The sequence below is a fragment of the Streptomyces sp. VTCC 41912 genome (assembly GCF_045799175.1).
Taxonomy (GTDB): domain Bacteria; phylum Actinomycetota; class Actinomycetes; order Streptomycetales; family Streptomycetaceae; genus Streptomyces; species Streptomyces albulus_C.
On sequence record NZ_JBJMAB010000023.1, the window covers coordinates 36140 to 55367 of the forward strand.

15 protein-coding genes and 1 other RNA gene are annotated in these 19228 nt (G+C 73.9%); 4 read left to right on the forward strand and 12 right to left on the reverse strand.

Annotated elements, in window-relative coordinates; genetic code table 11:
- Positions 1 to 293 precede the first annotated feature (293 nt).
- The gene (locus ACJ6WD_RS27115; RefSeq protein WP_233659399.1) at positions 294 to 2744 is read right to left on the reverse strand and encodes a UvrD-helicase domain-containing protein; all 2451 of its coding nucleotides are present in this window, start codon (positions 2742 to 2744) and stop codon (positions 294 to 296) included.
- A gap of 173 nt (positions 2745 to 2917) precedes the next feature.
- Positions 2918 to 3502 (reverse strand): CGNR zinc finger domain-containing protein, encoded by a 585-nt coding sequence (locus ACJ6WD_RS27120; protein ID WP_407616702.1) that lies wholly within the window; start codon positions 3500 to 3502, stop codon positions 2918 to 2920.
- Between the two features lie 459 nt (positions 3503 to 3961).
- On the opposite strand from ACJ6WD_RS27120, the gene ACJ6WD_RS27125 reads away from it, so the two are divergent.
- Entirely contained in the window at positions 3962 to 4735 is a 774-nt protein-coding gene (locus ACJ6WD_RS27125) for a class I SAM-dependent methyltransferase (RefSeq protein WP_016571657.1), read from the forward strand.
- Positions 4736 to 4813: 78 nt separating this feature from the next.
- Here the strand turns inward: ACJ6WD_RS27125 and ACJ6WD_RS27130 are convergent, their stop codons facing one another.
- Positions 4814 to 5998 carry a uroporphyrinogen-III synthase gene (locus ACJ6WD_RS27130; protein WP_016571656.1) on the reverse strand — a complete coding sequence of 395 codons (1185 nt, stop codon included), beginning with the start codon at positions 5996 to 5998 and terminating at the stop codon, positions 4814 to 4816.
- Positions 5999 to 6205: 207 nt separating this feature from the next.
- Positions 6206 to 7615, reverse strand: coding sequence for an MFS transporter (locus tag ACJ6WD_RS27135; RefSeq protein ID WP_407616703.1), 1410 nt, complete (start codon positions 7613 to 7615; stop codon positions 6206 to 6208).
- Positions 7616 to 8272: 657 nt separating this feature from the next.
- Here ACJ6WD_RS27135 and ACJ6WD_RS27140 point away from each other — a divergent pair.
- Positions 8273 to 10177 carry an asparagine synthase-related protein gene (locus ACJ6WD_RS27140; protein ID WP_407616704.1) on the forward strand — a complete coding sequence of 635 codons (1905 nt, stop codon included), beginning with the start codon at positions 8273 to 8275 and terminating at the stop codon, positions 10175 to 10177.
- Between the two features lie 65 nt (positions 10178 to 10242).
- On the opposite strand, the gene ACJ6WD_RS27145 is transcribed toward ACJ6WD_RS27140, so the two are convergent.
- Together ACJ6WD_RS27145 and ACJ6WD_RS27150 are read right to left on the reverse strand one after the other, a co-directional pair.
- The gene (locus ACJ6WD_RS27145; RefSeq protein ID WP_233659397.1) at positions 10243 to 10779 is read right to left on the reverse strand and encodes a DUF4232 domain-containing protein; all 537 of its coding nucleotides are present in this window, start codon (positions 10777 to 10779) and stop codon (positions 10243 to 10245) included.
- A 195-nt stretch (positions 10780 to 10974) separates the two neighbouring features.
- Positions 10975 to 12009, reverse strand: coding sequence for a LysR family transcriptional regulator (locus ACJ6WD_RS27150; protein ID WP_407616705.1), 1035 nt, complete (start codon positions 12007 to 12009; stop codon positions 10975 to 10977).
- A gap of 114 nt (positions 12010 to 12123) precedes the next feature.
- Here ACJ6WD_RS27150 and ACJ6WD_RS27155 point away from each other — a divergent pair, with 114 nt between their 5' ends.
- Positions 12124 to 13407 (forward strand): MFS transporter, encoded by a 1284-nt coding sequence (locus ACJ6WD_RS27155; RefSeq protein WP_407616706.1) that lies wholly within the window; start codon positions 12124 to 12126, stop codon positions 13405 to 13407.
- An 88-nt stretch (positions 13408 to 13495) separates the two neighbouring features.
- Here the strand turns inward: ACJ6WD_RS27155 and ssrA are convergent.
- The 5 genes from ssrA to ftsE all read right to left on the reverse strand — a co-directional run bounded on the left by ssrA (position 13496) and on the right by ftsE (position 17386).
- Positions 13496 to 13865, reverse strand: a transfer-messenger RNA (tmRNA) gene (gene ssrA, locus ACJ6WD_RS27160).
- 124 nt (positions 13866 to 13989) lie between these two features.
- Positions 13990 to 14490: an SsrA-binding protein SmpB gene (smpB, locus tag ACJ6WD_RS27165; RefSeq protein ID WP_016572289.1), complete on the reverse strand. Its 501-nt coding sequence runs from the start codon at positions 14488 to 14490 to the stop codon at positions 13990 to 13992.
- An 18-nt stretch (positions 14491 to 14508) separates the two neighbouring features.
- Positions 14509 to 15708, reverse strand: a complete 1200-nt coding sequence (locus ACJ6WD_RS27170) for a S41 family peptidase (RefSeq protein ID WP_331248915.1) — start codon at positions 15706 to 15708, stop codon at positions 14509 to 14511.
- A gap of 67 nt (positions 15709 to 15775) precedes the next feature.
- Positions 15776 to 16687: a permease-like cell division protein FtsX gene (gene ftsX, locus ACJ6WD_RS27175; RefSeq protein WP_016572291.1), complete on the reverse strand. Its 912-nt coding sequence runs from the start codon at positions 16685 to 16687 to the stop codon at positions 15776 to 15778.
- Between the two features lie 9 nt (positions 16688 to 16696).
- On the reverse strand, positions 16697 to 17386 hold the full coding sequence (ftsE, locus tag ACJ6WD_RS27180) for a cell division ATP-binding protein FtsE (protein ID WP_016572292.1): 690 nt from the start codon (positions 17384 to 17386) through the stop codon (positions 16697 to 16699).
- Positions 17387 to 17704: 318 nt separating this feature from the next.
- Between ftsE and ACJ6WD_RS27185 the strand changes: the two genes are divergently transcribed.
- A complete protein-coding gene (locus ACJ6WD_RS27185; protein ID WP_016572293.1) occupies positions 17705 to 17896 on the forward strand; it encodes a hypothetical protein in 192 nt (63 codons plus the stop codon).
- Between the two features lie 142 nt (positions 17897 to 18038).
- Here the strand turns inward: ACJ6WD_RS27185 and ACJ6WD_RS27190 are convergent, their stop codons facing one another.
- Positions 18039 to 18920 carry a hypothetical protein gene (locus ACJ6WD_RS27190; protein ID WP_407616707.1) on the reverse strand — a complete coding sequence of 294 codons (882 nt, stop codon included), beginning with the start codon at positions 18918 to 18920 and terminating at the stop codon, positions 18039 to 18041.
- Positions 18921 to 19228: the final 308 nt, after the last annotated feature.

Genomic DNA, 19228 nt, shown 5'->3' on the forward strand with positions numbered 1-19228 from the left:
CGCGAATCAGCCACAGCGTGCTCCGCGCCCGCACCGGCCGGGAAACGACCGCGGGCGCCCCTCCCGAAGGAGGGGCGCCCGCGCCTCGCTGGCTTATGACACCGACCCGCCATGCTCGCCTCGCGGCAAGTGGTCGCTCGTAGCGACGATGGTTGGGCCCGGGGGCTTGGATCGAGCCGGTGCCGCCACCAAGGCTAACAAACCATCCCGGCAAGCGAATCCCGTCCCGCGCGACGGATTTCACAACCCCTCGGATGGCAGCACGGCCGCGCCCGCCGCGCCCCGGACCCGCCCTAGTCGCGCAGCAGGTCCGGCACCCCGTCCGCGTCCGGGTCGTCCGGGGCGGCGGAGAGCACGGTCAGCTGCTGGGTGGCACGGGTCAGGGCGACGTAGAGCACCCGCAGCCCGGCCGGCGACTCGTCGGCGATCTCGGCGGGCGAGACCACCAGGGTGGCGTCGTACTCCAGGCCCTTGGCCTCCAGGGAGCCCAGCGCCACGACGCGGTCGCCGAGCCCGGCCAGCCAGGTGCGGGCCTGCGTGCGGCGGTGCATCGCCACCACGACGCCGACCGTGCCCTCGACCTCGCCCAGCAACCGCGCGGCCTCGGCGACGGTGGCCCGTTCCAGCGCCCCGTCGGCCGCGCCGCCCGAGCCGGCCGAGCCGCTGGCGTCCGCGCCGTCCACGACGGCGAAGCGCGGCTCCAGGCCGGTCGAGCGGACCGCCCGCGGTGCCGGGGCACCGGGCATGGCCAGGGCCAGCACCTTGGACGCCAGCTCCGCGATCTCGGCCGGGTTGCGGTAGTTCACGGTGAGCGTGAAGCGGCGGCGGGGGCGGGTGCCCAGTGCCTCGTCGCGGGCCTCGGCGGCCTCGTCCGGGTCCGACCAGGAGGACTGCGCCGGGTCGCCGACCACGGTCCAGGTGGCGTGCCGGCCGCGGCGGCCGACCAGCCGCCACTGCATGGGCGTCAGGTCCTGGGCCTCGTCGACGATGACGTGGGCGTAGTCGGTGCGCTCCTCCTCCAGCCGCTCGCGCCGGCCGCGGCCGGACGAGAACCGGTCCGCGTAGGTGGTCAGCTCCTCCAGGCCGGTGAGCTGGTCCAGCGGGTCGGCCTCGCGGGGGCGGGCCGGCCGGGCCGGAGCGCCCAGGACCAGCTGGAGCTCGTCCAGCAGCGCGATGTCGTGCACCGACAGCGGGCCCCGGCCGTCGTCGCCCAACCGGCGCAGCGAGCGGGCGAGTTGCCGGACCTCGCGCGGGTTGAGCAGGCGGCGCGCCCAGCGGCCGAGGCGGCGGTCGTCGGCCATCGTGGCGAGCACCCCGCGCGGGGTGAGTTCGGGCCACCAGCCCTCCAGGAAGTCCTGGAAGTCGGGTTCGGTGACGAGGTCCTCGTCGAAGCCCTGGCGGGCCTCGGCGGCCAGCTCCGGGTCCGGGAAGCGGCGGGCCGCGCCGGACTTGGTCCACAGGGCGTCCAGGATCAGCCGGCGGGCGCGCGGGCGCAGCAGGTTTACCGGGGCGGTGCCGCCCAGGGCGGAGTGGCGGATGGCGCGCAGCTCGGCCTCGTCGAGTTCGAGCCGGGTGCCGAACGCGACGACCCGCAGGCGGGTCGGCGGCGCCGCCTCGTCGGTCGGGGCGTCCGCCCCCGCGGCGAGGTCCTCCAGGGACAGCTGGGCGTCCTCGGCGGGGCGGGCGCGCGGCGGGGCGGCAGGGGCCTCCAGCGCCCCGCGGGCGGCCCTGCGCAGCAGTTTGACCATCCGCGCCGAGCCCTTGATGCGGGAGACCGCAGGCGGGTCGTAGGCGGTCGCCTCGGCGCCCTCGACGAGCGAGCCGAGCGCCCGGATGGCGACCTGGCCCTCCTCGCCGAGCGACGGCAGCACGCCCTCGGTGTAGGCGACCAGCAGCGGGGTCGGGGAGACGATCAGGATGCCGCCGGCGTAGCGGCGGCGGTCCTGGTAGAGCAGGTAGGCGGCGCGGTGCAGGGCGACCGCGGTCTTGCCGGTGCCGGGGCCGCCCTCGACCTCGGTGACGGAGGCGGCGGGCGCCCGGATCACCAGGTCCTGCTCGGCCTGGATGGAGGCGACGATGTCCCGCATGGTGTGGCTGCGGGCCCGGCCCAGGGCGGCCATCAGGGCGCCGTCGCCGACCGCCGGCAGCTCGACGCCGTCCAGCGTCGCGGTGACCTCGGGGCGCATCAGGTCGTCCTCGACGCCCAGCACCTTGCGGCCCTTGGAGCGGATCACCCGGCGCCGGACGACCCGGCCGGGGGCGACCGGGGTGGCGCGGTAGAAGGGCGCGGCGGCCGGCGCCCGCCAGTCGATGACCAGCGGCGAGTAGTCCGCGTCCAGGACGCCGAGGCGCCCGATGTGGAGCGTCTCGGCGATGGCGGCGCGGCCGTCCTGGATGACGCCGTCGGCGGGCTCGACGGAGGTGTACGCGCCGTCCGGGCCCTTCTTGCCGTCCTTGCCCAGGAGCAGGTCGATCCGGCCGAAGAGGAAGTCCTCGTACTCGGAGTTGAGGCGGTGGAGGTGGACGCCGGCCTGGAAGACCTGGGCGTCGCGTTCGGCGAGCGCGCCGGGCGTGCCGACCTGGCCGCGCTTGGCGGCGTCGTCCATCAGGAACTCCGCCTCGTGGATCTTCTCCTCCAGGCGCTGGTAGACACGGTCGAGATGCGCCTGCTCGGACTCGATCTCACGGTCCCGAACGGAATCCGGTGTGTGGTCCGGTGCGTGCGTGGCGTTGTGCGCGGCCACCCAGGCCCCCTTCTGCTGTGCGTAGGCAGCCGTCAACCGTACGCGAAGCCGGCACCGCGCGCACCTGGAGGTACGGACAAAGCCGGACGTTGTCGGTCGGATGTTGACTCAGGACGCGGTTCGGTCCGACAGGTCCGGTCACGCACCGCGTCCGGCTGCGGTCGCGGGCGTCATCACGGGGTCCGGCCGGCCCGTCGCCGGTGCCGGGCCACTCGGGCGCGGTTGCCGCACACCTCGCTGGAGCACCAGCGGCGGCGCCGGCCGCGCGAGGTGTCCAGGTAGACCAGCGCGCAGCCCTCGCCGGCGCATTGGCGCAGTTGCCCGCGCACCGCCGGGTCGGTGAGCAGCGCGACGGCGTCCCGGGCCACCGCCGCCAGCAGCGCGGCGCAGTCGGGCGGGCCGGCCAGGGTGCCGGCGAGCGCGCCGTCGGGGCCGCGGACGACCTGGACGGCGGGCGGCGGGGCGGCCCCGGCCGCGGCGTTCAGCAGCGTCAGGTCGGACGCGGCGGCCCGGCCGAGCAGTTCGGCGCGGACGGTCCGGGCCAGCAGGTCGCGCAGGGCCCGGAAGCGGGCGACCCAGTGGGCGTCGACGGCGTCGAGCGGGGTGCCGGGCGGCACCACGCCGGCGCCGACCAGCCAGGCGGCCAACGCCCCGGGGTCGGTGAGCCGTTCGACGGCGAACGCGGCGCCGCCGGCGGTGGCCGCCAGATCCAGGCTGGTCCGCCCGCAGTCGAACCGGAGGCCGTAGGGGGCTGCCATCGGGCTGTCACTCCTCGGGGACGCACGCGGGGAACGGGGAGAAGCAGGGGGCAGAGGGGTTGAAGGGAGTGAAGGGAAGTAAAGGGAGTGAAGGGAGTGAAGGGAGTGAAGGGGAGGAACGGGAGGAAGGGGGCGAAGGGATCGGGGGCGTGCGGGGAAGGGGGCGGAGGGGGCGTACGGGAGCGTTCCCAGGGTGCCCGGCCGCGCCGCCCGCCGGAACCCCGCGGTCGGCCGCACCGTGCGCGGTCGGGGCGGCGGACCTGGGCGCGGGGCGGGCGACTTCACGGCGCGGAGGGGCGGCGGCGGCTCCGGGAAAGTCACCCCGCCGACCGCGCGCCGGCACGGGCACGGACGTACACCATGCATGTAGAGCACGCATGTAGAGCACGCATGTAGAGCATGCATGTAGACCACCCGTGTAGATACGTCGCGTATACATGTGTTGTATAGTCCGGCGGCATGTCCACTCCGCTGCTCAAGAACCGCGCCAGCCTGACCCACAAGCTCGGTTACGCGGTCCGCAATCCGGCCCGGATCGCCCCCTACGTCAAGCGCACCGCCCGGGACACCTGGCTGCGCCTGAAGCACCCCGACCACGTCGCGTACTACCGCGCGGTGATGGCCTCGGACACCGGCCGCAACCCGGAGGCCGCGGTCGGCAGCCGCAGCCACGAGCGCTGGCTGGCGCTGGGCGAGATGCAGTTCGACTACCTGGTGGAGCACGGGCTGGAGCCCCGGCACCGGATGCTCGACATCGGGTGCGGCAACCTGCGCGCCGGCTGGCGCTTCATCGCCCACCTGGACGCCGGCAACTACTACGGGATCGACATCTCGCCGGACATCCTGATAGCCGCCAAGCGGACCCTGACGACCTACGAACTCCAGCCCAAGCTGCCGCACCTGACGATCACTCAGGACCTGACGCTGGAGTTCCTGCCGTCCGGGCACTTCGACGTCGTCCACGCGCACAGCGTCTTCTCGCACTCGCCGATCCACGTCATCGACGAGTGCCTGGCGCACGTCGGCCGGATCCTGGCCCCCGGCGGGTTCTTCGACTTCACCTTCGACCGCACCGAGGGCGCCGAACACCAGGTGCTGCGGGAGGACTTCTACTACCGGACCGAGACCCTGCTGCGACTGGCCGGCAAGCACGGGCTCGAAGCCCGGTTCATGGAGGACTGGGAGACCCGGCCGCACGGCCAGTCCAAGATCCGGGTGAACAACCCGGCCTGAGGCCCGGACCGCCGCCCGGACCGAGGCCCCGGGCGGCAGGGGGCGTGCACGCGGGCCCCGGGGCCCTCCGGACGGCTCCTAGTGGCCGCCGTACTTGTCGGTGTCCACGGGGGTGTCCAGCGCCAGCCGGTAGCCGCGCTTGACCACCGTCTGGATCAGCCGGGGCTCCCCCAGGGCGGTGCGCAGCCGGGCCATCGCGGTCTCCACCGCGTGCTCGTCGCGGCCCGTGCCCGGTAGCGCCCGCAGCAGTTCGGCGCGGCCCACCACCCACCCGGGGCGGCGGGCCAGGGCGCGCAGCAGCGCCATCCCGGCGGGCGGCACCGGGCGCAGCGCACCGTCCAGCACGGCGGCCCGGCCGCGGATCTCCAGGCGCCGCCCGGCGACCGGCAACGGCGGCACGCGGCCCGGGAGTTCCCGGCACAGCAGCTGCACCAGCGGCCCCAGCCGGAACCGCTCCGGCTGCCGGGTGGGCACCTCCAGCGCCTCCAGCGGCAGCGCCGTCACCGGCCCCACGCACGCCACCAGCACGTCCTGCCGCAGCGCGGCCAGCACCTCCGGTTGGAGGCCGCGCTCGGCGGCCCGACGCAGCAACGAGGCGGCGGCCGGGGCGCTGGTGAAGGTCACCGCGTCCACCCCTCGGGCCAGCACCGCGTCCAGAAGCCGGTCCACCGGCCCGAGGTCGGCCGGCGGCATCCACCGGTACACCGGCACCCCGACCACCTCGGCGCCGCCGGCCCGCAGCGCCTCGACGAACCCCGGCAGCGGCTCCCCGTGCAGTTGGACCGCGATCCGCCGCCCGGCGACGTCCCCGGCCAGCAGCCGGTCCAGCACCTCGGCCATCGACTCCGAAGCCGGCGACCACTTCTCGGTCAGCCCGGCGGCCCGGATGGCGCCGCGCACCTTCGGGCCGCGGGCCAGCAGTTCCACCCCGGCCAGCCGGTCCAGCAGCGCCTCGCCCAGCCCCCAGCCCTCCGCCGCCTCGATCCAGCCGCGGAACCCGATGGCGGTGGTGGCCACCACCACGTCCGGCGGGTCGTCGGTCAGCGCGCGGGTGGCGGCGAGCAGTTCGGTGTCGTCCGGCAGCGGCACGATGCGCAGCGCCGGGGCGTGCACCACCTGGGCGCCGCGGCGCTCCAGCAGCGCGCCCAGTTCGTCCGCCCGGCGGGCCGCGGTGACCCCGACCGTGAAGCCGTCCAACGGGCGCACGGCCCGCTCCGGCTCCGCGGGCCGTTCCCGCCCGGCCGCCTCCTGCTGATCGTGCATGGGTCCGTCCCGCTCCGCCCGAGTGGTCTGCTGCGCCGTGCCGTGCCGGTGCCGCCGGCGCTCCCGTCCGTCGTACGCCCTGGTACCGCCGCGGATCCGGCGGCACCGAAGGCGCGGCCAAGGTGTCGAGCCTGCCAACGGCACATGACAGACCCGGTGCGCCAGTATTTCCCGCCTGTTACGGACGCGCCTTCTGGGGCACGGTTTTCAGACGTCGGCGTACGCCGGACGGACCGTCGTCCCGGCGGGATCCGCGGTGGTCGGCCCGGGTTCCGGACGGCGCAGGTACGCCGCCCAGGTCACCGCCCCGCACACCCCGTAGAACGCCAGGAACGCGGCGAACGCCGGCGCCCCGGAGCCGGTGGCCGCGAACGCCTCCCGGAAGGCCAGGTTGATGCCCAGGCCGCCGAGCGCCCCCACCGCGCCGATCAGCCCCATCGCGGCCCCCGAGAGCCGGCGCCCGGCCGCCGCGGCCGCCTCGCCGGTCAGTCCGCGGCGCCGCGCACGGGCCAGGAAGATGCCCGGGATCATCTTGTAGGTGGCGCCGTTGCCGAGGCCGGTCAGCAGGAACAGCGCGGTGAAGCCGACGAGGAACAGCGGCAGCGAGCGCACCACCGAGGCGACCAGCACCACCGAGGTGGCCAGGCCCATCGCCGCGAAGTTCGCCAGGGTGATCCGCGCCCCGCCGCACCGGTCCGCCAGCCGGCCGCCGACCGGCCGGGCCAGCGAGCCCAGCAGCGGCCCGACGAAGGTCAACGACGCCGCCTGGAGGGGCGTGCGCGCGAACTGGCCCTGGAGGACGAGCCCGAAGGCGAAGCTGTAGCCGATGAACGACCCGAAGGTCCCGACGTAGAGCAGCGCCATCAGCCAGGTGTGCCGCTCCCGGGCCGCCGCCACGGCCGCCCCGGTGTCGTTGGCGACCGGCGCGAGGTTGTCCATGCGCAGCGCGGCCAGCAGCGCCGCGAGCACGATCAGCGGCAGGTAGCCGGCGAGCAGCAGCCGCGGGTGCGCGGCCCCGGCCGTCCCGATGACCAGCAGCCCCAGCAACTGGACCACCGGCACCCCCAGGTTGCCGCCGCCGGCGTTCAGCCCCAGCGCCCAGCCCTTCTTCCGCAGCGGGTAGAACGAGTTGATGTTGGTCATGGACGAGGCGAAGTTGCCGCCGCCGACCCCGGCCAGCGCGGCCACCGCCAAGAACGTCCCATACGACGTCCCCGGCCGCATCACCAGCGCCGCCGCGACCGCCGGCACCACCAGCAACAGGGCACTGAACACCGTCCAGTTGCGCCCGCCGAACCGTGCCACGGCGAACGTGTACGGCACCCGCAGCACCGCCCCCACCAGCGTCGGCACGGCGACGAGGAAGAACTTCCCGGCCGGGTCGATCCCGTACTCCGGGCCCATGAACAGCACCAGCACCGACCACAGGCTCCACACCGAGAAGCCGATGTGCTCGGTCATCACGGAGAAGACCAGATTGCGCCGGGCGATCCGCGCCCCGGACTCCCGCCAGAACACCTCGTCCTCCGGGTCCCAGCGCTCGATCCAGCGCCGCCCCTTCCGCACCCGGCCACCCGCCGTCCCGGTGCCGGTGGCCTCCGTCGCGGTCTCGGTCATCGCGCCTCCCAAGGGTCGCTCCGGTCCCCCGGACCGGGTCCGACCCGACGCTAGGGACGACGGATTACCGCCCTGTGGCCGCACGTGACCAGCGCGAAACCTTGCGCTCACGCACCGCGGATGCACGCGGTGAGCCACCGCGGCACACGCGCGGCGTACGCGGCACAGGCGGTGCGCCGCGATGCACCACGCGCCCCCGCGTTCACCCGAACGGGGTAATGGCACGTGCCGCGGACACTGCCAGCCTTTTTATCCGACGCACGGAGTGACCAGCCCGACACGCTCCGTCGCCGACGCGGAGGTGCCTCCCGTCCGGCGGCGGCCGTTCGCCCCTGCCAGGGCGCCACACCCACCCCCGCAGGGATGCCGGGCACCCCGGACACCGGAAGGAAGGGATGCGATGCACCGAACACCACAGCGGATCACACCACAGCGGATCACCGGCGGACCGTACGGCTCCTGACGCGTCCCCCACCCGCCGCGCGATCCCCCTGCCGGGCGCCTCCCCGCCCCGGCACGCGCCGAGGGCCGGTCCGGTCGGTCGCCCCCGACCGACCGGCCCCGTGCTCGTCCACCCGCCACCCCACCACCCCGCACCGGCACCGTCACGCGGCGGCACCGGCCCGCACGCCCGAGGCCAAGGAGCGGTAACCCCCCGTGGACTTCCTGGTGTTCCCCGACCACCCCGTCACCGACCGGCTCGCCGCCCGCCTGCCCCGGACCCGGGCCACCCGCACCGTCCCCCACCTCTCCGGCCGCCCCTGGATCGTCGGGCACTGGCGGCGCGAGGAGCTGGTCACCGCGCGCGTCGGCCCGCGCTGCGCGGTGCTGCTCGGCACCACCTCGGCCACCACGGACGCCCTGACCCGGCTGCTGCGCCGCCTGCGCGACCTCGACGACCTCACCGGGCTGCGCCACGAACTGCCCGGCAGCTTCTTCCTGTTGACCTGCACGGGCGGCGAGCTCCGCGCCCGGGGCAGCCTCTCCGCGGTCCGCCGGCTGCACCGCACCGACCTCGGCGGCCGCACGGTGCTGGGCAACCGCCCGCAGGACCTGGCCGCGCTGGCCCGCGCCGCGGCCGACGCCGGACTGTCCTGCGCCCCGCGGACCGGAGCGCTCGACGAGGAGGCGCTGGCCACCCGGTTGCTCGCGCCCGGCGCCCCGCTGCCGCTCGCGCTGCGCACCCCCTGGCACGCGGTGCACGCCGTACCCCCCGGCCACTGCGCCGCCCACGACCCGGCCGGCCAGTACCGCGAGGTCCGCTGGTGGCACCCGCCGCAACCGGAGGTGCCGCTGCCGGACGCCGCCGAGGGCGTGCGGGAGGCCCTCGGCGCGGCCGTGCACGCCCGGACGCGCCGGGCCACCCTCAGCGCCGACCTCTCCGGCGGCCTGGACTCCACCAGCGTGTGCTTCCTGGCCGCCCGCGACACGACCGAACTGGTCACCACCGCCTGGGAGGGCCGCGACCCGGCCGACGACGACCCCCTGTGGAGCGCGCACAGCGCCTACCGCCTCAGCCGGGTCCGCCACGGCGGCCGCCACCTCGCCCTCCCCTACACCGACGCCCCCACCTGGTACACCCCGCCCGCCGAGCCCGACCACACCGACCCCGCCGGGCCGCTGGTCGCCGTCCGGGAAGCGGCCCGGCTGGTCCACCAGGCGCGGCTGGTCGCGAAGTTCGGGTCCCGGATGCACCTGGCCGGCGTCGGCGGCGACGAGTTGTTCGCGCTCCGGCCGATGGCGTTGAACTCGCTGGCCCGCGGCGACCTCCGCGCCGCCGCACGACTGGCCCGCCGGGCCCGCCGGCTCGCCCCCTGGACGCTGCCGGCCACCGTGCGCATCCTGCTCGGCGGCCGCAGCTACCCCCGGTGGCTGGCCGCCGGCGCCGACCGGATCGTCCCCGGCGCGCGCCGCCGGCCCGGCCGGGCGGACTGGGAGGAGCTGGCGGCGATGCCGCCCTGGGCGCACCCGGACGCCCTCGCCACGGTCCGCCGGCTGCTGCGGGAGGCCGCCGCCGCGGCGCCCGCGCCCCTCGACCCGTTGCGCGCCCAGCACGAACTGGCCGCCGCCGCGGTCCGAGCCGGCGAGCGGGTCCGCGGCATCGACGCGCTGACCTCGGTGCACGGGGTGGCCTACGAGGCGCCGTTCCTGGACGACGCGGTGATCGAAGCGGCGTTGGCGGTCCGGCTCGCCGACCGGGTGCCGGGCGGCGGCGGAAAGCCGGTGCTGGCCGCGGCGATGCGCGGCACCGTGCCCGGCCCCGTGCTGGGCCGCGGCGGCCGGCGCGCCCACAGCGCGGAGCTGCACGCCGGGCTGCGCCGCAACCGCCGGGCGCTGGCGGCACTGTGCGAGGACTCCCGGCTGGCCGCCCTGGGGCTGATCCGCCCGGACGTGCTGCGTCCGGTCCTGACGTCCCTGCAACCGGACACCGGTGCGCTGCGGCCGCTGGACCCGACGCTGGCCGCCGAGTTCTGGTTACGGGCGCTGCCGACCCGCCCCGCGCACGACGCCGTCCCGGCGCCCGCCGCCCGGACGTCCGCACCGGCCGGCGAGGGCGACTGACCCGCGCCCGGCGGACGACGCGGCCGACGACGCGGCGCGGGCCGACCGGGCCGGTGCGTTCGGCGTCAGCCGGTCCGTTCGGCCGGCGGCGCCATCCAGATCGTCGACTCGCAGACGTTCATCCGGGTCTTCTTGCCCTTCTCGTCCCGGACCTTTATGGCCTTCTGGTGCCGGTCGCGGGGCGCGCCCACCATCGCCTCGTCGTTGCTCACCAGGCAGTCCGCGGGCGTCATGCCGGGCCCGTGGTCCTTGTAGCGCAGGCTGGTGGTCACCATGCCCCCGCGCGCGAGGTCTATCGGCATGGTGCGGCCCTGCCCCTTGCCGTCCGACTCCGGTCCCTTGCCGACGTGCACCGCGAACGAGGGGAAGCCGTCGAAGACGCACGGCTGCGAGCCCTTGTTCACACCCGACAGGCGGGCCTCCCGGTGGGTGCTGTGCGGCGCCGCCTGGAGAACGGTGATCTTCCAGCTCAGGCCCCTGGTCTTGCAGTTGGCGTGCAGGGCCGCCATCCGCCCCGATCCGCAACCGGTCAGAGCCAGTCCGGCGGTGACGGTCAAGGCGAGTGCGGCCACCGTCGTCGCGAGCACGGAGCGTCGCTGCACGACTCCCCCCCTGTTCCATCCGTTTGTCTTGTTCGCACACATCGTTCGCACACGATGTCCTTCCGTAAGGAAGGAATTCCGGTGCCGTTGGTTGCCTGCACCGGGAACGGATATGCGCCGGGTAAGGAGACGTCGGTCACGTCGCGGTGGTGCGCGCCCCCTCGCCCGACCGACGCCCGGCGGGAGTTGCCGCCCTCAGACGCCCGGCGCGGCTCCGTCCGCCGCGGCATCCTGCGCCGCCGGCCTCGTCGCCACGCCCGTCGCCACGCCCATCGCCGCGCCGTCCGCCGCCGGCAGCCACCAGTCGACGTCGGGGAGCGCGCGCCAGCCCTCCCGGGTGCCCACTTCCCGGGCGGCGGCGCGCAGGGCGTCCAGCCCGGGATGCCGCAGCCCCCTGCGCCACACCATCCCCACCGGCGACAGCGGCACCGGATCCACCAACGGCCGCAGGACCATCCCCGGCACCTCGATGAACTCCGTACTCGCCAGCACCGACCAGCCGTGCTTGCGCACCACCCGGACGAACTCCTCCGCCCCCTCGATCTCCGGGAACGGCTCCGCCATCGCGATCCCCCGTCCGTCGAAGAGCCGCGCCGCCAGGTCCGTCCACTCCGCGGTGCGCGGGTTCCCGGCCGCCGCGTAGAGGGTCTCGCCGGCCAGCCCGCCCAGCGGTACGACGGCGGCGCCGGCCAGCGGATGGTCCGCGCGCAACAGCACCGCCATCCGCTCCAACCGCACCGGCTGGTGGTCGAGCCCGGCCCGGGCCGGCGCCGGCAACCCCGCGAACCGCCCGAAGGAGACGTCCAGCCGCCCGGCCGCCAACGCCGCGGCGGCCCCGGTCAGCCCGCTGTGGAAGCGCGCCACCAGTTCGCAGCTCTCCGGCACCCGCCGCCGGGCCTCCGCCAGCACCCGGTGCGCGGTCCCGACCGGAGCCCCCACATCCACCACCAACGGCCGCGCGGGCTCCGCCCGGAAGGCCGCGGCCAACTCCTCGTGGGCCGCCAACACCCGCCGCGCGTACGGCAGCAGCCGCTCGCCCTCCGCGGTCAGCGCCACCTGCCGGGTGCTCCGCACGAACAGCTGGGCCCCCAACTCCCCCTCCAGCCGCCGGACATCACGGCTGAGCGCCTGCTGGGCGACGTAGAGCCGGGCGGCGGCCCGGGTGAAGTGCAGCTCTTCGGCGACCGCGGCGAAGGCCCGCAGCAGCCGGGGGTCGATGTCGTACGGCACCGCCCCATCCTCACACCGCTCCCCGCCCCACGGACGCCCCGCCCGGGACTCACAACTGCACTGCGTGAATCGCTCCGACCAGGTGTTGGACGGTCCCCTACCCGCACCCCGATCGTGGCAGGCGTGATCCTCTTCCTCGCCGCCCGCCCGGTCACCGCCCCGCCCGTCCACCCGACCCGCCGTCGCCGCTCGCCCTACGCCCGGCTCTTCGCCGTCCCCGGCACCCGCGCCTTCGCCGCCGCCGGCCTCCTGGCCCGGCTCCCGATGGGGATGCTCGGCGTCAGCGCCCTGTTGATGATCGCCGGCAACCGCGGCTCGTACGCGCTGGCCGGCGCGGTCACCGGCACCGGGCTCGCCGCCACCGCCCTCGTCGGCCCCTTGACCGCCCGGCTCGTCGACCGCCACGGCCAGGCCCGGATCGCCGTCCCGGCCACCGCCCTCGCCGTCCTCGGCTCGTTCTCGCTGCTGCTGTGCGTCCGCGCCGGCGCCCCGGACTGGACCCTGTTCGCCTCCTACGCGGCCACCGCCACCACCCCCAACACCGGCGGCATGTCCCGCGCCCGCTGGGCGCACCTCTTCCGCGACGACCCGGCCGCCCAGCACACCGCCAACTCCTTCGAGCAGGCCGCCGACGAACTGTGCTTCCTGCTGGGCCCGGTCCTCGCCACGCTGCTGTGCACCGGCGTCGCCCCGGAGGCCGGCACCGCCGTCGCGGCCACCCTGCTGCTCACCGGCGTCCTGCTCTTCGCGGCCCAGCGCCGCACCGAACCCCCCGTCGCCCCCGACCGCACCCCCGCCCGGCCCACGGCCGGGAGGACGCCCGCCCCGCTGCGCTCCCGCGGCCTGCCCCCGCTCCTGCTCACCTTCCTGGCCACCGGCGCGGTGTTCGGCTCCCTCGAAGTCGTCACCGTCGCCTACGCGGACGCGCACGGCTTCCGTCCGGCGGCCGGCGGCCTGCTCGCCCTCCAGGCGGCCGGCTCCGGCGCGACCGGACTGCTGCTCGGGCTACTGCCCCCGGCGACCCGGCCCGGGCGGCGGTTCCTGGGCTGCGTCGCCGCGATGGCCGCGCTGCTCACCCTGCCGCTGGCGGCCGCCGCGAGCGGCGCACCACTGCTGCTCGCCGCCGCCCTGCTGACGGCCGGCACCGCCACCGCTCCGGCGATGGTCACCGGCATGGGCCTGGTCCAGTCCCGCATCCCGGCGGGCCGGCTGAACGAGGGGATGGCGCTGGCCGTGACCGCGCTGCTGACCGGGATCGCCACCGGCTCGGCGGCCGGCGGCTGGGCCGCCGAACACCTGCCGTCGCCGACCGCCGGGTACGGGGTACCGGCCGTCGCCGCGGCGCTGGCCCTGACGATCACCGCGACGGCCACCGCGATCACGGCCCGGCGGTCCTGAGGGCCGGGCCGTGGCCTGCGCCGTGCGGGCAAAACGAAAGCCCCGCCGCTCCGTTTCCGGAACAGCGAGGCTGTCATTCACATGGGAATTGTGGAGATGGCGGGAATCGAACCCGCGTCCAACGGTGCAGAATCAGGGCTTCTCCGAGTGCAGTCCGCTTCGATTTTCTCAGCCCCGGAGATCACGCGGACAAGTCTCCGACGGGCTCAGTCACTGTTAAATGTCCTTCTGGACCCCGTGACCGGGCTCAGAAGTGAAGTCCCCTAGCTGATGCCAGGATCCGGGACGGGAACGGCCCCGGGCTGACACTTCGCAGGTCGCTACTTAGGCAGCGAGGGCGAAGGAATCGCGCTTGGTGTTGGCGATTATTGGTTTCGGCATATGGTTAACGAGATCATTGCCGCTTCCTCGACTCGCTTCCCCTGCTTCGACATCCGCTGTCGAAACCGATCATCCCCATGTTTTCTTTTCAAGGTGGTGCCACACCCTCGCGGGGTGTGCCCCCATCGTACGTGACCAACACGCGCGGGTGCCAGCACATTCCCGGCGGCCGTCGCGGACGCCCCTCCGGCCGCCGGTACCTCAGGCCCGCTGCCGGCGCCGGATCGCCGACATCGTCCGCTCCGCCTCGCGGCGGTCCTGCTGCTCGCGCAGCGTCTGCCGCTTGTCCCACTCCTTCTTGCCCTTGGCCAGCGCGATCTCGACCTTGGCCCGACCGTCCTTGAAGTACAGCGACAGCGGCACGATCGTGTGACCCGAGTCCTGGGACTTGGCCTCCAGCTTGTCGATCTCGACGCGGTGCAGCAGCAGCTTCCGCTTCCGCCGGGCACTGTGATTCGTCCAGGTGCCCTGCGCGTATTCCGGAATGTGCACGTTGTGCAGCCACGCCTCGCCGCGGTCGATCTGGACGAATCCGTCCACCAGCGACGCCCGGCCCTGACGCAGCGACTTCACCTCGGTGCCGGTCAACACCAGACCACACTCGTAGGTGTCCAAAATGTGGTAGTCGTGCCGCGCCTTCTTGTGCTGCGCGACGAGCTTGCGCCCGTCGTTCTTCTCTTTGCCCTTGCCCTTGGTAGCCATAGTGCGGCCATTTTCGCACTACGCACCGGTGCCGAGGCCACTCAATACTGTGCGGGCCCGTTTTTCCGCATGGTCCTCGACGATCAGGTCCGGGGTGATCCCGGCACCGTCCACGGCCCGGCCGGCCGGGGTCCGGTAGTGCCCGACGGTCAGCTCGGCGACCGAGCCGTCCGGCAGCTCGCTGGGCATCTGGATGGAGCCCTTGCCGAACGTCGGGGACCCCACCACGACCGCCCGGCCACGGTCCTGGAGGGCGCCGGACAGCAGCTCGGCGGCGCTCATCGTGCCCCCGTCCACCAGCACGACCAGGGGGATCCGGGTGTCACCGGCGCCCTCGGCGTACAGGGCGCGCTGGCTGCCGTGCACGTCGTAGGTGGCGACCAGCCCCCCGTCCAGGAAGACGGAGGCGGTGGCGACCGCCTCGGTGACCAGGCCACCGGTGTTGCCGCGCAGGTCCAGCAGCAGCCCGTCGCGCGGATCGGCGGCGCGCACCGCGCGGCGGACCGCGGCGCCGGTGCCCTTGGCGAACGCGCTGATCTTGATGCGGGTCGGCCCGTCCGCGCCGGCCGGGCGGTCCACGGTGACGTTGGGGGTGCGCAGACGGGTGCGGTGCAGGGTCACGCTCCAACTGCGGCCGCCGCGGTGCAGGTCCAGCCGGACCGGGGTGCCGGCGGCGGCGCCGGAGCCCCGGGGGCCGTCGCCGCGCAACCGGGCCACGGTCTCGGTGACCGGGCGGCCACGGGCGGGCCGGCCGTCGACGGCGTCGAGGCGGTCGCCGACGGCGATGCCGGCGCGGGCGGCGGGGCCACCGGGCTGGACCCGGGAGACCGTGACCGCGCCGCCGTCGTCCTGCCGCACCCACAGCCCGACGCCGACGTAGGCGCCACCCAACTGGGCCTGGAAGTCCTCGAATTCGCCGTGGGTGTAGACCGTCGACCAACGGTCGCCGCTGCGGCTGACGACCTCGGCGGCGGCCTCGGCACCGGACTTGCCGTCCGCGGCGGCCCGCGCCGCGGCCCGCGCGGCCCCGTCGGCGGTGGCCCGGCCGGCGACCGCGCCACCGGCGGGCCGGCTGCGGGCGGCGGGCTCCGCGACGTCACCGGGGTCGTCCCAGGTGCCGGTGGCCGCGCCCGCGGCGAGCACCCCGGCGAGGAACAACGTCAGGGCCGCCCCGCGGCGGATGCGGCGGGGCCGGTCGTACGCACACGGGCCCGACATGCCGGTGAGTCTAGGCGACGCAAGGGCGCCGTACGGGGAGTTGCCCGTACGGCGCCCTTGGCGAAGCTCACACCTTGAGGTACTTGCGCAGCGCGAAGAACGCGGCGAGCGCGGGCATCAACAGGCCGATGAGCAGGACCAGTGGCAGCACCGCCAGGACCGAGTCCCAGCCGATGAAGTTGACCACCTGGATCTGCTTGGCCAACCACTGGTTGATCATGAAGTACTTGCCGCCGACCAGCAGCACGCAGGCGAACACCGCACCGATGAGGCCGGCGATGGCGGCCTCCATGATGAACGGCAGCTGGATGTAGAAACTGGACGCACCGACCAGCCGCATGATGCCCGTCTCCCGGCGGCGGCTGAAGGCCGAGACCCGCACGGTGTTGACGATCAGCATCAGCGCCACGACCAGCATCAGGCCCATGACACCCAGGGCCGCGTACCGCATGCCGTCCAGCAGACGGAACAGCGGCTCGACGGTGTCCCGTTGGTCCTGCACCTGCTCGACGCCGGGCCGCTCGGAGAACGCCGACTTGATGACGTCGAACTTCGTCGGGTCCTTGAGCTTGACCCGGAAGGACTCCGGCAGCTGGTCGGGCGTCACCAGACCGGCCACGGGGGTGTCGCCGAACTGCTCCTTGTAGTGCTTGTACGCCTGGTCGCTGGTCTCGTGCTCCACGTTCTGCACCAGCGGCAGCCGGTGCAGTTCGGCGAGGATGTCGTTCTTCTGCTGCTCGGTCGCCGCGCCCTTGGCGCAGTTGGCGGCCGTTTCGGCGTCGTTCTTGTTGCAGAAGAAGATGGAGACGTTGACCTTGTCGTACCAGTAGCCCTTCATCGTGCTCACCTGGTCGCGCATCAGCAGCGAGGCGCCGAACAGGCCGAGCGAGAGGGCTACGGAGACGATGACGGCGAAGGTCATCGTGAGATTTCGGCGGAGACCGACACCAATCTCCGACAGGACGAACTGGGCGCGCATGGCGTCCTTTCAGTGCTGGTAGCCGTACACGCCGCGCGACTGGTCGCGTACGAGCCGGCCCTTCTCGAGTTCCATGACCCGCTTGCGCATCTGGTCGACGATCTGCTGGTCATGGGTGGCCATGACCACCGTCGTCCCGGTGCGGTTGATCCGGTCCAGCAGCTTCATGATGCCGACGGAGGTCTGCGGGTCGAGGTTGCCGGTGGGCTCGTCGGCGATGAGCAGCAACGGGCGGTTGACGAAGGCCCGCGCGATGGCGACGCGCTGCTGCTCACCACCGGACAGCTCGCCCGGCATGCGTTCCTCCTTGCCGCCGAGGCCGACGAGTTCGAGGACTTCGGGCACCGTCTTGCGGATCTGGCCGCGCGGCTTGCCGATGACTTCCAGGGCGAAGGCGACGTTCTGTCCCACCGTCTTGTTGGGGAGCAGTCGGAAGTCCTGGAAGACCGTGCCCACCTGGCGCCGCATCTGCGGCACCTTCCAGTTGGAGAGCTTGGCCAGGTCCTTCCCCAGTACGTGGACGGCGCCATGGCTGGCGCGCTCCTCGCGCAGGAGCAGTCGCAGGAAGGTGGACTTACCGGAGCCCGAGGAGCCCACCAGGAAGACGAACTCGCCGCGCTCGATCTCCAGGGAGACGTCCCGGAGGGCGGGGCGGTTCTGCTTCGGGTAGGTCTTGGAGACGTTGTCGAATCGGATCACAGATGCACCACGGTCGACCTGGGTAGGGGCACGGGTTGCCGATCACGGCTCCCGTCGGTGAGCGTGACCATACGCGAACCTCGGGTGGGGGCGAAGTCGCTGAGGGGGGTTGGTGCGTTTCTTCACGGCGCCTATGGGACAAAACGAGCACAATTCCGGGCGAGCGGGCGCGGAGGGGACGGCGGGATCCGGTCGGACGGAAGGTGCCTGAGAGTGGTAGCCGTCCGTGGGGCGCGCCGTCCGGCTGCGGAGCTGGCACAGTGGTAGAGGGAACCGACGCGCTTCCCGGTGCGTTGGTGCAGTGAGTAAGGAGGTCGCATGACGTACGACCGATTGGTGTGCGCCAACTGCGCGGCCCCTGTGAGCGAGGGCCGCTGCCCCGTGTGCCGGGCCAGTAGGGAACGCCTCCAGCGGCAAGCAGGCATTTTCGGCCAGCTCAATCCCGTGGTGCTGGCGGCCCTGCTGATCGCCCTGATCGCGGTCGCGGCGCTGCTCCACCAGGCCGTGTGACGGTCCCGCGCTCGACCGCGGCGCCATGGCGTGACGGCGCCGCCGCCCAGCGTGTTCGGATCCGCGCACGCCTCAGCCGTACGCCCGAGGGGCCCGGGACGGTCATGCCGTCCCGGGCCCCTCGTCGTGCGTCGCGTCAGCGTCAGGCAGCCGCCGCGCCGCCGCCGTTCTTGTTGATCAGGCGGGGCAGGACCCGGAAGCCCACGCCGCCGGCGATCATCGTGGCCGCACCGATGAGCAGGAAGGTGGTGCCGGACGAACCGGTCTCCGCCAGCTGCTGACCACCCTTGGCCTGCTGCTTGGCCTGGCCCGGAGTGTCGACGACCTGCTCCTTGCCCTGGCCGGGCTGCTCGATCGGCTTGGAGCCCTCGTTGTCGGTGCCGGTACCGGTGCTGTCGCCGCCGGTGCTGCCGCCGCCGGAGTGGCTACCACCGGTGCTGCTGCCGCCCGAGTGACCACCGGTGCTGCTGCCGCCCGAGTGACCGCCGGTGCTGCTGCCACCGGTCTGGCCGCCGGAGTCCTGGCCGCCGGTGGTCTCGCCACCCGTGGTCTGACCACCGGAGTTGTGGCCACCAGTGGTCTCGCCGCCAGTGGTCTGGCCACCGGAGTCCTGGCCACCGGTGGTCTCGCCACCCGTGGTCTGGCCGCCGGTGGTCTGACCGCCGGTGGTCTCGCCACCCGTGGTCTCGCCGCCCGTGGTCTGACCACTGGTGGACTCGCCGCCGGTCTGGCTGCCGATCTCGCCGCCGGTGGACTCACCACCGGTCTGGCTGCCGATCTCACCGCCGGTGGTGTCGCCACCGGTGGACTCCCCGCCGGTCGACTCGCCACCGGTGGAGGTGCCACCGCTGGTCTCGTGGCAGAACAGCTCGAGCACGTCCAACGGATTGCAGACCTTGCCCGCAGACTGGCCGTGTTCGGTCTCAGTGGCCGATGCCGCGCCGGCCGCGGTGAGCGACGCACCGGCCGCGATCACCGCACCGGCCGCAATGCGCGCAACGCGCAGCCGCGTCTTCTTCGTCATGTACTGCTACCCCCAGTAGCTGAACTCGTCAATGGAGCACCGCCGCACGGGGCAACGACCGATGGGGTTGTGCACACCACGGCCGCGCAGCGCCTGCGGACCGTTCGCCTCCCCGTTCCTGCACGCGCCCCATGACACACGCATGCCGCGCTCAGCCTTCCCAGTTCTCGGAACATCGTCAAGGCCGAATAAAGGCGCGATGCCTGAATTGCCACGAGTTGGGCGATACATGGACGTACGACTGTGACCTAACCGCCATGACAAAAGGCAACTGCCTCCCCGAGGGAGGCAGTTGCCGGAAGGTTTCG

Excerpts from the sequence above, each read along its gene's own strand:
- ACJ6WD_RS27120 (WP_407616702.1), bottom strand. The coding sequence starts at position 3,502 with ATGGCAGCCCCCTACGGCCTCCGGTTCGACTGCGGGCGGACCAGCCTG.
- ACJ6WD_RS27125 (WP_016571657.1), top strand. The coding sequence starts at position 3,962 with ATGTCCACTCCGCTGCTCAAGAACCGCGCCAGCCTGACCCACAAGCTC.
- ACJ6WD_RS27130 (WP_016571656.1), bottom strand. The coding sequence starts at position 5,998 with ATGCACGATCAGCAGGAGGCGGCCGGGCGGGAACGGCCCGCGGAGCCG.
- ACJ6WD_RS27135 (WP_407616703.1), bottom strand. The coding sequence starts at position 7,615 with ATGACCGAGACCGCGACGGAGGCCACCGGCACCGGGACGGCGGGTGGC.
- smpB (WP_016572289.1), bottom strand. The coding sequence starts at position 14,490 with ATGGCTACCAAGGGCAAGGGCAAAGAGAAGAACGACGGGCGCAAGCTC.
- ACJ6WD_RS27170 (WP_331248915.1), bottom strand. The coding sequence starts at position 15,708 with ATGTCGGGCCCGTGTGCGTACGACCGGCCCCGCCGCATCCGCCGCGGG.
- ftsX (WP_016572291.1), bottom strand. The coding sequence starts at position 16,687 with ATGCGCGCCCAGTTCGTCCTGTCGGAGATTGGTGTCGGTCTCCGCCGA.
- ACJ6WD_RS27185 (WP_016572293.1), top strand. The coding sequence starts at position 17,705 with ATGACGTACGACCGATTGGTGTGCGCCAACTGCGCGGCCCCTGTGAGC.
- ACJ6WD_RS27190 (WP_407616707.1), bottom strand. The coding sequence starts at position 18,920 with ATGACGAAGAAGACGCGGCTGCGCGTTGCGCGCATTGCGGCCGGTGCG.